Source organism: uncultured Pseudoflavonifractor sp. (genome assembly GCF_944387275.1).
Taxonomy (GTDB): Bacteria; Bacillota; Clostridia; order Oscillospirales; family Oscillospiraceae; genus Pseudoflavonifractor; species Pseudoflavonifractor intestinihominis.
The window spans coordinates 15607-31729 of record NZ_CALXEG010000011.1 but is presented as its reverse complement, the minus strand read 5'-3'; the positions used below and the strand labels follow the sequence as shown (position 1 = coordinate 31729).

Below are 16123 nucleotides of genomic sequence, written 5' to 3'. Positions count from 1 at the left end.
GTGACCGATGGTTTCGCTGTTCCAGCCGGATGCAGCCCCAGAAGCCCAGGGCAGCTCCGGCAGCCAGCATCAGCACGCTTCCGGGAAAGAGCAGTACCGCCGCGCCGCGCCCAGCGCGCAGGCTGCGGCAGTCTTTACGGCTCGTTTGCTGGGCAGACGCATCAGCGCGCCTCCTTCCTGCGGTGTGTCCGGACAGCGCCGTTCAGACTTTCCAGTCTGCCGGAGCACACCCAATCCAGTATACGTCCGCAGGGTGGAAGCGGTGCAGAAAAGCGGCCTGGTACAGAAAAACGCAGGAAAGATAGAAGCAGCGGCCAGCTCCTGGGAGCCGGCCGCTGCCGCTGTCTTTCTCTGTGGGTCAATCAAATTGTGGCGCCCAGCTCCCGGAGCATGGCGAGGAACTCCTCCTCTGTCAGCACCGGAATACCCAGATCCTGGGCCTTTTTCAGTTTGGAGCCGGCGGCCTCACCTGCCACCACATAGCTGGTCTTCTTGGACACTGAACTGGACACCTTACCGCCCAGTGCCTCAATCTGTGCGCCTGCCTCGTCACGGGTGAAGTGCTCCAGGGCGCCGGTCAGCACAAAGGTCTTGCCCGAGAGCGCGTCGCCGGTGGGAGCGTCGGTATTCTCCATCACCACGCCGGCCTCCCGCAGCGCCTGAATAAGGTGCTGGCTCTGGGGGCTGTGGAGCCACTCCCAGAGGCTTTTGGCGGTGATGGCGCCCACATCGGGGACGGCGGTAAAGTCCTCCTCGGTGGCGGCCAGCAGGGCATCCATGGTGGAGAAATGGGCGGCCAGAATTTTGCCCGCCTTCTGCCCCACCTGGCGGATACCGAAGGCAAAGAGCAGCCTTGCCAATCCGGCGTTCTTGGAGCGGTCAATGGCGGCGGCCAGATTTTCCGCGCTCTTCTTCCCCATTCGGTCCAGCTGGGCCACAGCCTCCGGTGCCAGATGGTAGAGATCCGCAGGTGTCTTTACCATACCGGCGTTGATGAGGGCCTCCATGACCGCAGGTCCCAGGCCGTCGATGTCCATGGCGTCCCGGGAGGCGAAGTGGGCCAGGTGCCGCAGCAGCTGGGCGGGACATTCCGCGCCGGTGCAACGGACGTGGGCCCCGTCCTCGTCTCTGGCTACCGGCGCGCCGCACACCGGGCAGCGGTCGGGCAGATGGTATGGCACGGTCCCCTCGGGCCGCTTATCCTTCACCACCGAGACGATCTCCGGGATGATCTCGCCCGCCTTCTGGACCAGCACGGTGTCCCCGATACGGATGTCCTTCTCTGTGATGAAATCCTGGTTGTGCAGGGTGGCGTTGGTCACCGTGGTACCTGCAAGGCGGACAGGCTTTACAACCGCCTTGGGCGTAAGGACACCGGTCCGACCAACCTGGACTACAATGTCCTCCACCACGCTCTCCTTCTGCTCGGGCGGATACTTATAGGCAGCCGCCCAACGGGGGAACTTCGCGGTGGAACCCAGAACTTTTCTGTCTGCAAGGCTATTTAACTTTACAACAGCGCCGTCGATGTCGTATGGAAACGCCTCGCGACCATCGCCAATGGCGGCAATGCGGGCACTGATCTCCTCCATGGTGATGCACGGGGTGCGGGGAATCACCCGGAACTGCTGGCGCTCCAGATAGTCCAGGGTCTCGGTGTGGGTGCGGAACTCCACTCCCTCTGCCTTCTGGATGTTGAACACCACGATGTCCAGCCGGCGGGCCGCCGCCACCTTGGGGTCCAACTGGCGCAGGGAGCCAGCCGCGGCGTTCCGGGGATTGGCAAAGAGGGCCTCTCCCCGGATCTCCCGCTCTTCATTGAGCCGCTCAAAGACTTTTTTGGACATATAGACCTCGCCACGGACAATGAGCCGTGGAATGGGCTCCGGCAGCCGGAGAGGCAGCGAGCGAATGGTCTTCAGGTTCTCGGTCACATCCTCTCCAACCCGGCCATCGCCCCGGGTGGCACCCCGGACAAAGAGGCCGTCCTGATACTCCAGCGCCACGGAGAGGCCGTCCACCTTGGGCTCCACATCAAATTCCACGCCGCCGTCCAGACTCTCCTGAACCCGGCGGACAAAATCTCCCAGCTCCTCCAGGTCAAAGACATCCTGAAGGCTCTCCAGCGGCACCTCATGGACCACTTCGGCAAAGCCCTCGGCCACCTGGCCCCCTACCCGACGGGTGGGGGAATCCTCCGTGATCTGGTCGGGGTGGGCCTGCTCCAGCTCCTCCAGGCGGCGGAGCTTGTGGTCAAAGTCGTAGTCGGACATGGTGGGGTTATCCAGCACATAGTACTCGTAGCTGGCCTTATTCAGCTCCGCCCGGAGCAGTGCTATCTCCTGAATCTCGTCCATCGGGGACCTCCACTTGGAATTTTCGGGTAAACTTGGGAACCAGCCGGGCCAGCAGCCTGTAAAGGCCATATCCAGCCAGACCACCCAGGGTGTTGAGGATCAAATCGTTGATATCACTGCTGCGGCCCACAAAAATCTGTATGATCTCAATGAACAGCGAGGCGCCTCCGGCAGCCAGAACGGACCGCCACCACCGGGGCTGCCGCCACAGCAGCGCCGGGAAAAATCCCAGAGGCAGGAACATGACCGCGTTGCCCAACAGCATATAGCGGACCCATTCACTGCCCTCCAACAGCTCCGTCAGGATGGTGACCTGAAGGTACATGCCGTAGCCATGCCAGCCGAACCAGCTCTCCGCTGGCGGATAGCCGTGCATCAGCGCGCCCCAGAACCCCGACGGAAACACAGTCAGAGCAGCCAGTCCGGCGCAGAAGAGCACAAAGACCAGCAGCGCACCCTCCCGCCAGACGCCGCTGGCCAGATTCAGCCGTTCAAGGCGGCGCCGCCGGGTGGGCCGAAGCAGAAAAAAGCCCACGGCGGCCAGCGCCATGCAGGGCAGCATCTCGTAAATATAGTCCCAGGTGATCTCCCAGTACCACAGCAGCGTATTCATTCCGGCACCTCTCTCTTCTGTTTTAATGCCATTCTATCACAGAAAAAAGAGCGGTTTCTTGCGCTTTTCTTACGATTTCATCCGGACTGGCCGGAGAGTGCCAGATAGGTGTCCGGCACCTCGCCCACCAGAACGGTCTCCGCCACGCAGACCTGCGTGCTCACCTGGGTGTCCAGTGGTCCGCCGGGAATCAGCAGAGTCAGGGAGACCGTCAGGTCCAGCATGATCTGGTGGTGGGTCTGGTTGATGCCCGCTGCCGTGAACACGTGCTCAAACGTGGCCTCCGCGCCACCTACCGAGCGAATCCGTACCGGAAGCAGCGGTCCCTTCTCCGCCAGAGCGGAAAAGGGCAGCAGGTTTCCCAGCGGGATGCCCAACATCCCGGTGTCCAGCGTATCGATCTGGGCGACGACTGCGCTGAGCAGCTCCGTCCGCAGACGGTTCATCTCGGCGGAATCGCTGGTAAAGGCGGTGATTCGGCCGCTGCTGTCGGTCCGAAAGGTGATGATATCGTCATAAGCCACCGCCTCCCGGGCCAGGGTTTTGCCGATTTCCATCTCAATCATGCCCGTGACGATGTTTTTTACCCGGCTCTCCGCCATGGCGGCAATGACAGGCCGCGCCTTGCTGTCCAGAAAACCGATGAGCACCAGCGCCAGCCCCAGGCCGAGAGCGGCGGACAGGAGAAGCTGGATGCCGCTCCCACGCCGCCTGATGCGCTGCCGGAGCCGCCAGCGTGGCCAGAAATAACGCCGCCATCTCTCCATGCGGGTCACCCCCTATGGAGAGTCTATGCGCGGCCGGGCTCGTCTTAAAACGGGAGATTCAGCTCTCCCGCAGCAGTTCCTCCACAGCCAGCATGACACCGGCTTTGCCGCTCTCATAGGTCAGGCCGCCCTGGAGATAGGCCGTGTAGGGCTCCCGCATGGGGGCGTCACAGGACAGCTCGATGGATGCGCCCTGGATGAAGGCGCCGGCGGCCATGATCACCTGACAGTCGTAGCCGGGCATATCCCAGGGCTCGGGGGTCACGTAGGAGTCCACGGGAGCGCCGAACTGGATGCCCTTGCAGAACCGCTTGAGAGGCTCGGGACTGCCAAAATGGATCATCTGAATGATGTCGTGCCGCACGGCATCGGAGGCGGGCTCCGTCTTGTAACCCAGCAGCTCCATCATGCGGGCGGCGAACACCGCCGTCTTGACCGCCTGGGCTGTGGTATGGGGAGCAAGGAAAAGTCCTTGATAGAGACTGCGGTTGCTGCCCAGAGAGGCCCCGCACTCCCGGCCGATACCGGGGGCGGTAAGGCGCATGGCGGCCCCCTCTACCAGGTCATGCCGCCCGGCGATATATCCCCCCGCAGGGGCCAGACCGCCGCCCGGGTTCTTGATGAGAGAGCCCACCACCAGGTCGGCGCCGGCCTGTGTGGGCTCGATGGTCTCGACAAACTCGCCGTAGCAGTTGTCCACCAGAATAGCGGCATCGGGATTGTTCTCCCGCACCACTGCACACAGCTCACTGATTTCGGCTACCGACAGCGAGGAGCGGGTGGAATAGCCCTTGGACCGCTGGATCAGTACGGCTTTTACCTTGGGATCCCGCACTGCAGCGGCCAGACCTGCCTTGTCAGGCGCATTGTCAAGTAATTCAACTTGACGGTATCCCACGCCGTACTCCATCAGGGAGCCATGCCCCTTGGGCACCACGCCTATGACACCCAGAAGGGTGTCATAGGGCGCTCCGACAGCGGAAACCAGGATATCCCCCGGCTTCAGCGCGCCAAAAAGGGCGCAGGTGATGGCGTGGGTGCCGTTGACGAACTGAACCCGGACCAGCGCGTCCTCCGTACCAAAGATATCGGCGTAGATCTCATCCAGTTTGTCCCGGCCCAGGTCGTCATATCCGTAACCGGTGGTACCGGCAAAATAGCCCTCCGCCACCCGGTGCTTCTGAAATGCGGAGAGGACCTTACGGGTGTTCTCCTCGGCAATGGCGTCAATGCGGTCAAACTGGGGCCGCAGATCAGCCTGGGCCTGGGCCGCCAGAGCGAGAACCTTGTCACTTAACTGTAAAGGCATTATCTTTTACACATTCCATTCTGTCTGAGTTTTTGCCTATATGGGATAAAAATCAGTCCTTGTGGCCGGCCTCGGCAAAGGCGGCCACGAGTGCGGCGCAGGCCTCCACGTCCCGGCAGTCCACCATCTCGGCGGGCGAGTGTACATAGCGGCAGGGAATGGAAATGCCCCCGCTGGGCACGCCGGAACGGGTCTGATGGATGGCACCCGCGTCGGTGCCGCCGGCCCGGATCACGTCCATCTGGAAGTTGATCCCCTTCTCCTCCGCCAGCTTCTCCATTGCAGAGACTACCTGGGGGTGGCAGATCACCGAGCCGTCCATTACCTTGATGGCCGCTCCCCCGCCGGTCACACTGCTGCCAGAGTGCTTGGGATTCATCTCGTCGTCGGCAGGAGTCACATCCACCGCCACGCCGAAATCGGGGTCAATGCCGAAGGCAGCAGTGCGGGCACCCCGGAGACCCAGCTCCTCCTGAACAGTAAAGACGAAGTACAGGTCGTTGTCGCTGTCCTTCAGCTGCTCCAGGGCCATCAGCAGCACCACACAGGAGATGCGGTTGTCCATGTAGGGGGAGATAATGCGGTCTCCGGCGGCAAAGGTAGCCGTGTCATAGACGGCGGTGTCCCCCACCCGGACCATGCGCTTGGCCTCCTCGGCGTCCTTGGCGCCGATGTCCAGATACAGGTCCTCCAGGGTCATGTCCTTGGGCTCCACCTCGTTATCCAGGCAGACCACGCCCCGGACGCCGTTCTTGAAGCGGACAGGGGTGCTCAGCAGGTCAAAGGCGTGCAGTCCGCCCACCTTGCCGAACCGGAGAAAGCCGTGCTCGTCGATGTGGGTGACAACAAAGCCAATGGAGTCCATGTGGGCGGCAAACATGATCTTGGGGCCCTTGCCCTTCTTGCGTACAATCAGGTTGCCCATGGTGTCCCGCTTGATCTTGTCGGCGTAAGGGGCGGCCAGCGCCTCAATGGCATCGGCGATGCCGGACTCATCGCCGGCGGGGCCGTGGCAGGCATTGAGCGCCTGGAGCGTCTTTAGAATATCCATTTTGATTTACTCCTCCTGTCCGGCAATGGCCCCGATGAAAAGCCGTGCCAGATTTAAGATATGGTCAAAGTCCCCCAGACAGGCCACGCTGGCGGGGGCGTGAAGATAACGGACTGCGGCGCTCATCACGATGGTACGCACGCCTTCCCGGCTGCGTTGGATGGCGGCGGCGTCGTTTCCGCCGGAGATATAGCTCTTGGTCTGCCAGGGAATCTGATTTTCCTCAGCAAGATTCCGCATCAGTTCAAAGAGCCCCCGGTCAGCCACAGAACCGCCGTCCATAAAGGGAATGACCGGCCCCTTTCCGAGGATGCAGACCTGCTTATGGGCGGGCGTTCCGGCCAGGTCGGCGGCAGTGGTGGTCTCCAGTACCAGGGCGATCTCCGGATCAACAGAGAAGGCCGCGCCGAAGGCGCCGCGGCAGCCCACCTCTTCCTGCACCGTAAAGGCAAAGGTGCAGTCCATGGGCAGCTCCTCCTTCATCAGCTCCAGCATGACGGCGCAGCCTGCCCGGTCATCCAGGGCCTTGGCCTTCACGAAGCCGCTGCCAAACTCGGTCCAGTCGCTGTCAAAGGCGGCAAAGTCACCGATCTCAACCAGCTTCTCCGCATCTTCCTTGCTTCTGGCGCCGATATCCAGATAGAGGTCCTCCACCTTGGGGACCTTCTTCTCCTCTTCTTCGCTGACCAGATGGTAGGCTTTCAGGCCGATGACGCCGGGAATGCGGCGCTTCCCCACCCGGACAGTCTTGCCAATGAGCACCCGGCGGTCGATCCCGCCCACGCAGGCGAATTTCAGGTAGCCATCATCGGTAATGCTGCGGATGATAAGGCCCACCTCATCCATATGGGCGGCCAGCAGCAGCTTGGAACCGGTGGACTTTTTGCCCTTCTTGAACACGATCAGGGTGCCCATGGGGTCCACCCGCATCTCGTCGGCATAAGGGGCGGCCGCGGCCTTGATGTAGGCCCGCACGTCTTCTTCAAAGCTGGACACGCCGTCCAGCAGGCACAGCTCACGAATGGTATCTTTCAGCACAGGGCTTCCGCCTCCTCTCCCAGGCCCTCGGTAAAGGCGGCCAGCAGCTTTGCCACTGACTCCACGTCCTCCAGGGCCAGTACCTCGATGGGGGTATGCATATACTTCAGCGGCAGAGAGATGACAGAGGTGGCCACACCCTCCCGGCTGATCTGCATGTGCCAGCCGTTGGTGCCGGTGTGTCCAGCCATCACCTCAGGCTGCCAGGGGATCTGGTTCTCCTCTGCCTTGGCCTTCATGCGGCGAGTCATCCAGCTGGTCATATTGGGACCGATGCCAATGGCAGGGCCGCCGAACAGCTCGCAGGAGCGGTCCTTGGGGCCGTCCGGCGTCCGGCCGTGGGTCACATCCACCGCGACGCAATAGTCCGGGTCAATGGCAAAAGTTCCGGCCTTGGCGCCGGCGCCGGAGACCTCCTCCCTGGTGCTGCCCATGATGTAGAGGTCCACATCCAGCTCCTTGTCCTTCAGCAGCTCAGCCGCCCGGAGCAGGGTTACAAAGCAGGCCCGGTCGTCCATGGACTTGCCGCACATCTGTTCCTCCCCCAGGGGGAAGCAGCTGCCCCGGTACACAATGGGGGTACCTACAGGCACGGCCTTTTCCGCCTCATCCTGGCTCATGCCGATGTCGATGAAGAGCTTATCCAGGGGGAGAGCCTTGTCGGAGTCCCCCTTCTTGAGCACATGGGGGGGCATACATGCCACCACGCCAAAAATGGGGGGATTGGTGAGAATGGTCAGCTCCCGGTCGGGCAGCATCCGGGGATCGACGCCTCCGATGCTGCGGAAACGGAGGAACCCATTTTCCACACCAGTGACAATCAGGCCGATCTCGTCCAGATGGGCATCCAGCAGCAGCCGGGGCGCATCCTTGCGGCCACAGCGGCGCACGCCGATCACATTGCCCATCCTGTCAATGGACACCTCGTCCACAAAGGGACGCAGAAGCTCCGCGGCCACTTCAGCCGCGGGGCGTTCAAAGCCGGAGGGTGCACATTGGCTGCACAGCCGCTCCAGCGCGTTTCGAATATCCAAGTGATTCACTTCCTCTTTCTAGGGGGTTACAGCTCCCGCACGATCCGTTTGAAGGTGTTGCCCCGCTCCATAAAGTTTTTAAACCGGTCGAAGGAGGCGCAGGCCGGGGAGAGAATGACCACGTCTCCGGGCTGAGCCATGCTGTGGGCGGCCAGAACCGCCTGCTCGAAGTCCTGATACATGCGGATAGGAGGATTGCTACCGTTATAGCCCGGCGCGTTTTCCACTGCCGCACGGATTTTCTCCGCTGTATCGCCTGTCAGGATAAGTTCCTTTACATGCTCTATGATCTCAGGGCCGAGCACGTCAAAGGGAATATGCTTATCATATCCGCCGGCGATGAGGATGACCTTCTCCTCAAAGGAGCGGAGACCGGCGATGGTCCGGGTAGGACTGGAGGCGATGGAGTCGTTGTAGTACCGGACACCGTCCACAGTCCGCACCAGCTCGATACGGTGCTCCACCCCGCCAAAGCTGCGGGCAAAGAGCCGGATGGTCTCGTCGGACACCAGGCCGTTGACCGCGGCGATGGCGGCCATATAGTTCTCCACGTTGTGGTTGCCGGGCAGGAGAATGTCAGACAGCGGGAGCACCTTCCGGTGTCCATCCCGGTCAGCACACCAGATGGCCTCGTCCTTTACATAGACGCCCCGCTCCAGGATCTCCCGGCGGCTGAAACACATCACATTTCCGGGCGCCTTCTCGGCAAAGCCCCGTGTGATCTCGTTGTCCCAGTTGAATACAGCCAGATCATCTGTACTCTGGTGGGAGAAGATGTTCTCCTTGGCCGCCACATACTCCTCCATAGACTTATGTACGTCCAGATGGTTGGGAGCCACGTTGGTGACGACGGCGATTTCAGGGCTCATATCCATGGTCATCAGCTGGAAGGAGGACAACTCCAGCACCACCATGTCGTCCGGCTCCATGTTGGGGGTCTCCGCCAGCAGGGGCTTGCCGATGTTGCCGCCCACGTAGACGTTATACCCGGCCTTTTTCAGCAGCTCGGAGATGATCGTGGTGGTGGTGGTTTTTCCGTCGCTTCCGGTGACGGCGATGATCTCACAGGGACAGACCTGGAAGAACACCTCCATCTCCGAGGTGATGACGCTCCCCCGCTCCCGGGCAGCCAGCAGAGGCGTGGCGTCGGGCCGCAGACCAGGGGTCCGGAAGATGATGTCCTGGTCCAGGCCGTCCATATAGTCGGGCCCCAGGCGCACCCCTGCCCCCAGGCTCTCCAGCTCTTCGATCAGGCCGTCAAAGTCCTTCCGCTCTTTCTTGTCGCAGGCCGTCACGGACAGTCCGGCCCGCAGCAGCATCTTGATCAGCGGCGTGTTGGAAACGCCAATGCCGATAACCGCAATGCGCTTTCCCCGCAGGGAATCTAAATATTCCTGTATTGTGGAATTCATAGGAATTCCCCCCTTCGGAAAAATCAGTCCTTAACTTTTATATTATATAACCTAGGCACATAAATTTCAATCGTAACTATACGCATTCCAAAAGAATGCCCCAGTTTCATTTGACATTTCCTTTCTCATACGGTACAATATATCCCGTTGCAAGTAAGCTGGACAGCCGCGGATCGAGGCCGAAAGGCCCGATATGAGGAAAGTCCGGGCTCCACAGGGCAAGGATAACGGGTAACACCCGCCGGGGGCGACCCTAGGAAAAGGGCAACAGAGATATACCGCCACGCGCTGCGTGGTAAGGGTGGAAAGGCGGAGGTAAGAGCCCGCCCGACGACTGGGAACTGCTCGTCGCTGTAACCTCTATCCGGAGCAACGCCGTGGGAGAACATATGGCCGGCCCGGCCGTTCTCAGGAGGCGGCTTGATCGTGCCGGCAACGGTACGGCTAGATAGATGGCTGTCTTAAAAGACAGAACCCGGCTTACAGGCTTACTTGCCACTTTAGCATGAAAAGCTCCGATTCCATGTGGAATCGGAGCTTTTTGCATATCCACGTTATTCCTTCGGATGGTCCTCACCCTGGCCAGAGGTATGAACCGGATTCCCGTTGCCGTCGATGCCTTTGGCCTGGAGACGGTTATTGGTCCATTCCCGCACCAGGGCGTAGATGACCGCGAAGGTGGGCACACCTAATAGCATGCCAGGGAATCCAAACAGTCCTCCGCCCACCACGATGGCCACCAGAACCCAGATCGCGTTGAGGCCTGTGCTGTCGCCCAGGATCTTGGGGCCCAGAATATTGCCGTCAAACTGCTGGAGAGCAATGACCAGCACGCCGAAGCGCAACGCTGCCCAGGGATCTACAATCAGCAGAATCATCACGCAGGGGATGGCGCCCACGATCGGACCGAAAAAGGGGATGATATTGGTCACACCCACCACCACTGCCACCAGCATGGGGAACGGAATGCGGAAAATCAGATTCAAAATAAAGCACAGCACACCGATAATGGCGCTGTCAATGAGTTTTCCGTTGATAAAGCCCACAAATACGCCGTTTGCATGGCGGCAGATCCCTAAAAAGCGGTTGGCCTTGGCTGTGGGCAGAAAGGCGTAGATCATCTTTTTGAGCTGCGGAACCAGCCTGCCCTTTCCTGCCAGCATATAAATGGAGGAGATCAGCGCCGTGACGGCGGAGATAACCACATTGCCCACTTTGACGCCCAGGCTCAGCAGTTCGGGCATCTTCTGGGATGCCCACGCGGTGGCCCGGTTCAGGACATCCTGATAGAGAGACACCAGATCGGTAATGCCCTCCCCTTCCAGGTGGTACTGGTCAATCAGACCCTGGACAAAAGTATTCAGATTGCTGATGTATGTGGACATATTGCTCACCAGGGCCACGACGCTCTCGACAACCTGGGGCAGGATCAGGTTGAGCAGGATAACTACCACGATGAGTGCAATCAGATACACCGTCAGCACGGAGAGGCCCCGTTTGCGCTTCAGGTTGCAGTAGACCCTGCGTTCAAAGAAGTCCATGGGCGTATTGAGCAGATACGCGATGGCGAAACCGGCAATAAAGGGAGAGAGCACACCCAGAAACTCATCGACTTTTTTTTGCAGTGCTCCAAAATTGTCCAGCGCCATGTAGAAGAGAATGCCGATCAGCACCACCAACAGATTGGACACTGCCCGGCCGTCCAGAATATACCATTTTCGCTTGGGCTCCTGTTCCTCCATGCTTCACTTCCCCTTTCCACTTGGTTCTATTGTATCATGCCCGGTGTAAGGACGCAATGGAAAACGGGCATCCCCAAGGGGATGCCCGTCTCTTATCAGCCCAGCAGAGCGCGATGATAGACCTTCTTACCCTTCTTCAGGATGATGCCTTCGCCGGACAGCTCGTCGGCGGTAAAGGCGCGGGTGATGTCGGTCACCTTCACGCCGTCGGCCTCCACGCCGCCCTGCTCCACCAGACGGCGGGCCTCCTTCTTGGAGGGGGCCAGACCACACTTGAGCATCAGGTCCAGCACGGCCACAGCGCCGTCGGTCAGGTCGTCAGCGGTCAGAGTGGTGGTGGGCATGTTGGCCTTGTCGCCGCCCTGGGAGAAGAGGGCGCGGGCCGCATCCTGAGCCTTCACGGCCTCCTCCTCGCTGTGGACCAGCTTGGTCAGCTCATAGGCCAGGATCTCCTTGGCGGTGTTGAGCTGGGCGCCCTCCCACTTGTCCATCTCGTCGATCTGCTCCAGAGGCAGGTCGGTGAGCATCCGCAGGCACTTGAGCACGTCGGCGTCGCCGATGTTGCGCCAGTACTGGTAGAACTCGTAGGGGGTGGTCTTGGCCGGGTCCAGCCAGACGGCGCCCTTCTGGGTCTTACCCATCTTCTTGCCCTCGGAGGTCAGCAGCAGGGTGATGGTCATGGCGTAGGCGTCCTTGCCCAGCTTGCGGCGGATGAGCTCGGTGCCGCCCAGCATGTTGGACCACTGGTCATCACCGCCGCACTGGAGATTGCAGCCCACGGTCTGGAACATGTGGTAGAAGTCGTAGGACTGCATGATCATGTAGTTGAACTCCAGGAAGCTGAGGCCCTTCTCCATGCGCTGCTTGTAGCACTCCGCCCGCAGCATGTTGTTGACGGAGAAGCAGGCGCCCACCTCACGCAGCAGCTCCACATAGTTGAGCTTCATCAGCCAGTCGGCGTTGTTGAGCATCAGGGCCTTGCCCTCGGAGAAGTCGATGAACTTGCTCATCTGCTTCTTGAAGCACTCACAGTTGTGCTGGATGGTCTCAACGGTCATCATGGAGCGCATATCGGTACGGCCGGAGGGGTCGCCCACCATGCCGGTGCCGCCGCCGATGAGGGCGATGGGCCGGTTGCCCGCCTTCTGGAGTCGGCGCATCAGCATCAGAGCCATAAAGTGGCCCACATGGAGGGAGTCGGCAGTGGGATCAAAGCCGATATAGAAGGTGGCCTTGCCGTTGTTGATGAGCTCCTTGATCTCCTCCTCATCGGTAACCTGGGCCACCAGGCCGCGGGCTTTCAGTTCGTCGTAAATGGTCATGTCAATTCTCCTTCTTCTGTCTCGATTCCATGCAAATGCTTTCCACAGCAGAGCAGCCGGCGTCATACGAATATAAAAACGCCCCCTGTCCGCTGCGGACAGAGGGCGTAAAAATAACGCGGTACCACCTCTGGTTCGCCGCCTCCTCACGGAGGCGACCTCATGGAGTGCCAACACACTCCGGCGCGGTAACGGGCGCACCCGACACAGCCCTAATAGCGGTCTCCCGTGTTCAGGCGGCTGCTCCGAGGTGTATTTCACCAGCGCCTCCCTCCCCCTCGCACCAAAACGGGGGCTCTCTGAACGGCGGCAGCCGGGTACTTCTCCTCATCATCGCGATGGCAATCTGAAATTATCTGCACTATACCACAGTGTTTTCAACTTGTCAACCCCACATGGACAGAGCACCGTGACAAGCAGGTTTTCAGGTCATATTTCTGCCGCTCTTATACCGGGCGGCGCCGTCCAGCAGTTCCCCCGCGCTGGCCAGCGAAGCGGCGGTGATGACATCTCCGGAGGTCAAACGGGCCAGCTCCGCTTTCCGGGCGTCCCGGTCCAGCCGGGCAACCTCTGTAAAGGTCCTTCCCTTTCGTTCTCCCTTCTGAACAGAGAAATGGACGTCCGCCATGGCGGCGATCTGGGGCAGATGGGTGACGCACAGCACCTGCTTGTGGCGGGCCACATCTGCCATCTTCTCCGCCACTTTCTGGGCGGCACGCCCGGAGACACCGGTGTCCACCTCATCAAAGACCAGGGTGGTCACATCATCGTTCTCAGCCAGCACATTTTTCAGCGCCAGCATGATACGGGCCAACTCGCCGCCGGAGGCAATCTTCTGGATGGGCTTCAGGGCCTCTCCCACGTTGGCGGACATGAGGAACTGCACCTCGTCCATACCAGTGCTGTCCAATCCCTCTTCGCAGGACTTGGTGCCGAACTCCACCTGGAAGCGGACCTTGGGCATATCCAACTGGGCCAGCTCCTTCTGGATCCGGCTCTGGAGGGCCTCAGCCGCCCTATGGCGTGCTCCGGAAAGTAATTCCGCTTTACGCTTTGCCTGCTCCAGCGCAACGGCGTATTTCTTTTCCAGGCGGACAATGGTGTCGTCGGCATACTGGATCTCATCCAGCTCCTTTTTGCACCGGTCCAGATAAGCCAGCATCTCCTCCTCGGAGCTGCCGTATTTCTTTTTCAGGCGGTAGATGATATCCAGCCGGCTCTCCAGCTCATCCAGTTCGCCGGGCTCAAAGTCAAAGCTCTCCCGCAGGTCCCGCAGGGTTTCCGCCACATCGTCCGCCGTGCAGCGCAGCTCGGAGACCTGTTCCAGAATCCCGGCCGCCTCTGTGCTCATACTGGCCGCCGGACCCAGTGCGTCCTCCGCAGTGGCCAGAAGGGATGCCGCGCCGTCCCTGTCCTCATCTCCGGACAGGGCAAAGCAGGCCCGCTCCACTGCCTCGATGAGCTTGCCCGCGTTGCGCAGCAGGGTGCGGCGCTCGGTCAGTGCGGCCTCCTCCCCTGCCTTGAGCTGAGCACGTTCCAGCTCCGCGATCTGGTAGTTGAGATTGTCGATCCGCCTGGCCCGCTCCGCCTCGTCCATGCGCAGGGCGTCCATCTCCCGCCGGATGGCGGTCAGCCCGCCGTAGACCGTCTGATAGTCCGTCAGAGCTTCACTGGTCCCGCCAAAGGAGTCCAGATAGCTCAGATGGCACCGTTCGTCCAGCAGCTGCTGGCCGTCGTGCTGGCCGTGGATGTTGACCAATTGGCTGCCCAGCGCCTTCAATTGTGACACCGTGAGCAGACGTCCGCCCAGACGGCAGGTATTCTTGCCGTCCGGGTGAATTTCCCGGCGGAGGATCAGATTGCCCTCCTCGTCCGGCCCCTCCCCGTTCTCCTCAAACCAGGACAGCTTGGGAAGATCGGTGAAAACCGCCTCCACCAGGGCGGATTTGGCGCCGGTACGGATGAGATCCCGGCTGGTGCGCTCGCCGATGACCGCGCCGATGGCGTCGATCACAATGGATTTTCCCGCGCCGGTCTCGCCGGTCAGAGCGTTGAAGCCGGCATCGAACCGGATATCCGCCGATTCGATCACCGCGATATTTTCAATATGAAGCAGAGAGAGCACAGCAATCACCGTCCATCCGGCGGAACTTACTTCAGCATTTTGTGGATCTCATTGCAGAACTCGGCGGCCGCCTCATTGGTGCGCATGATCAGCAGCGCGGTGTCGTCCCCTGCCAGGCTGCCCACCAGATCCGGGATCTCCATGCCGTCCACCGCGGCACAGGCCGCCGAGGCCAGGCCGGGCATGGTCTTGACCACCACGATGTTCTGCGCCACGTCAAAAGAGGTGACACCCTCCTTGAAGATCGTGCGCAGGCGCCCGGCAAAGTTGAGAGAGGTCTTGCGCTCGGACACCACATACTTGTAGGTCCCGTATCCGGTCAGCTCTTTGATCAGGTGGAGCTCCTTGATATCCCGGGAGATGGTGGCCTGGGTGGAGGTGACGCCCCGGAGACGAAGCTGCTCCAGCAGCTGGTCCTGGGTCTCTACATCCACCTCTTCAATAATGCGGAGGATCTCCTCCTGTCGCTTACTTTTCATGCTTTTCACCCGTTTCCAAGTTTCTGATGGAGAATATCGTAAAAGCTGCGGCCGGTGAGACATACCAGCCTGGTCTGGGCCTTGGACTTTTTGACCTCTACCACATCGCCGCCGGAGAGCTTGTGTGCCTTTCCGCCGTCTACCGACAGATAGGCGGTCTTTCTGGCCAGGCGGCCCATTCGGATGGCCACTGTCCTGTCGCGGCTGAGCACCATGCTCCGGGAGTGGAGCACGTGGGCGCAGATGGGCGTCACGATCAGATTTTCCGCTGTCGGCTCTACAATGGGGCCGCCAGCTGACATGGAGTAGGCGGTGGAGCCCGTAGGGGTACAGACCACTACGCCGTCGCCTGCAAAGTCGGAGATCTGTTTTCGGTCGCCGTATACAGAGAAATCGATGATTCGGGCCACCGCTCCCTTGGTAATAACGGCGTCATTCAGGGCGATGTCCTCATAGACCTGTTTTCCCTCGTGAAAGACCTTGACGTCCAGCATCATTCTGGACTCCACGCTGTACTTTCCTGAGGCCAGCTTGGTCAGCTGCTGCAGCTCGCCCTGCTCCAGCTCCGCCATAAAGCCCACGCTGCCCAGATTGACCCCCAGGATCGGGACATTGTAAGTATTGGCATCCTTTGCGGCATGGAGGATTGTGCCGTCACCGCCAAAGCAGATCAGAACATCTGCCCCGGCCAGCTCATGCTGCATGTCGGAAAAATGCAGGTTTTTAGGCAGCTCTACCCGGCTGCTCTTCTCCGGCATGAACGGGAGGCAGATGGAGGTCTCCACACCGGCGGCCTTCAGGATACGATCCGCGGCCTGAGCCGCCCGCAGCCCCTTGTCCCGGTATGGGTTGGGGCTCAGCACAACTTTCATAA

13 protein-coding genes, 1 other RNA gene and 1 other annotated feature are annotated in these 16123 nt (G+C 60.6%); of the genes, 1 reads left to right on the top strand and 13 read right to left on the bottom strand.

The features are described from left to right. Positions 1-362: 362 nt before the first annotated feature. The 8 genes from ligA to murD form a co-directional block, all read right to left on the bottom strand. Positions 363-2357, bottom strand: a complete 1995-nt coding sequence (ligA, locus tag Q0K23_RS04410; RefSeq protein ID WP_294518290.1) for an NAD-dependent DNA ligase LigA — start codon at positions 2355-2357, stop codon at positions 363-365. Then, the gene (locus tag Q0K23_RS04405; RefSeq protein ID WP_294518288.1) at positions 2311-2970 is read right to left on the bottom strand and encodes a VanZ family protein; all 660 of its coding nucleotides are present in this window, start codon (positions 2968-2970) and stop codon (positions 2311-2313) included. The genes ligA and Q0K23_RS04405 overlap by 47 nt, the downstream gene beginning before the upstream one ends. Before the next feature lie 77 nt (positions 2971-3047). Then, positions 3048-3737 carry a sporulation protein YunB gene (gene yunB / locus Q0K23_RS04400; protein WP_294518286.1) on the bottom strand — a complete coding sequence of 230 codons (690 nt, stop codon included), beginning with the start codon at positions 3735-3737 and terminating at the stop codon, positions 3048-3050. A gap of 58 nt (positions 3738-3795) precedes the next feature. After that, positions 3796-5046, bottom strand: a complete 1251-nt coding sequence (locus Q0K23_RS04395) for a methionine gamma-lyase family protein (protein WP_294518284.1) — start codon at positions 5044-5046, stop codon at positions 3796-3798. 52 nt (positions 5047-5098) lie between these two features. After that, positions 5099-6097, bottom strand: a complete 999-nt coding sequence (locus tag Q0K23_RS04390; RefSeq protein WP_294518282.1) for a M42 family metallopeptidase — start codon at positions 6095-6097, stop codon at positions 5099-5101. A 6-nt stretch (positions 6098-6103) separates the two neighbouring features. Beyond that, positions 6104-7135, bottom strand: a complete 1032-nt coding sequence (locus tag Q0K23_RS04385; RefSeq protein ID WP_294518280.1) for a M42 family metallopeptidase — start codon at positions 7133-7135, stop codon at positions 6104-6106. Then, positions 7129-8169: a M42 family peptidase gene (locus Q0K23_RS04380; protein ID WP_294518278.1), complete on the bottom strand. Its 1041-nt coding sequence runs from the start codon at positions 8167-8169 to the stop codon at positions 7129-7131. The genes Q0K23_RS04385 and Q0K23_RS04380 overlap by 7 nt, the downstream gene beginning before the upstream one ends. Positions 8170-8195: 26 nt before the next feature. Beyond that, positions 8196-9581 carry a UDP-N-acetylmuramoyl-L-alanine--D-glutamate ligase gene (gene murD, locus Q0K23_RS04375; RefSeq protein ID WP_294518276.1) on the bottom strand — a complete coding sequence of 462 codons (1386 nt, stop codon included), beginning with the start codon at positions 9579-9581 and terminating at the stop codon, positions 8196-8198. Between the two features lie 150 nt (positions 9582-9731). Here murD and rnpB point away from each other — a divergent pair. Continuing rightward, positions 9732-10080: RNase P RNA component class A (gene rnpB / locus Q0K23_RS04370), an RNA gene on the top strand. A 55-nt stretch (positions 10081-10135) separates the two neighbouring features. Here rnpB and Q0K23_RS04365 read toward each other — a convergent pair. The 5 genes from Q0K23_RS04365 to Q0K23_RS04345 form a co-directional block, all read right to left on the bottom strand. Then, positions 10136-11323, bottom strand: coding sequence for an AI-2E family transporter (locus Q0K23_RS04365; RefSeq protein WP_294518274.1), 1188 nt, complete (start codon positions 11321-11323; stop codon positions 10136-10138). 95 nt (positions 11324-11418) lie between these two features. Next, the gene (gene tyrS / locus Q0K23_RS04360) at positions 11419-12645 is read right to left on the bottom strand and encodes a tyrosine--tRNA ligase (protein WP_294518272.1); all 1227 of its coding nucleotides are present in this window, start codon (positions 12643-12645) and stop codon (positions 11419-11421) included. 98 nt (positions 12646-12743) lie between these two features. Continuing rightward, positions 12744-12988: a binding site (T-box leader), on the bottom strand. Positions 12989-13069: 81 nt separating this feature from the next. After that, positions 13070-14770, bottom strand: a complete 1701-nt coding sequence (gene recN / locus Q0K23_RS04355) for a DNA repair protein RecN (protein WP_294518270.1) — start codon at positions 14768-14770, stop codon at positions 13070-13072. A gap of 26 nt (positions 14771-14796) precedes the next feature. Next, positions 14797-15249, bottom strand: coding sequence for an arginine repressor (locus Q0K23_RS04350; protein WP_294518268.1), 453 nt, complete (start codon positions 15247-15249; stop codon positions 14797-14799). A 5-nt stretch (positions 15250-15254) separates the two neighbouring features. Next, a complete protein-coding gene (locus Q0K23_RS04345; protein ID WP_294518266.1) occupies positions 15255-16121 on the bottom strand; it encodes an NAD(+)/NADH kinase in 867 nt (288 codons plus the stop codon). Between the last annotated feature and the right edge of the window lie 2 nt (positions 16122-16123).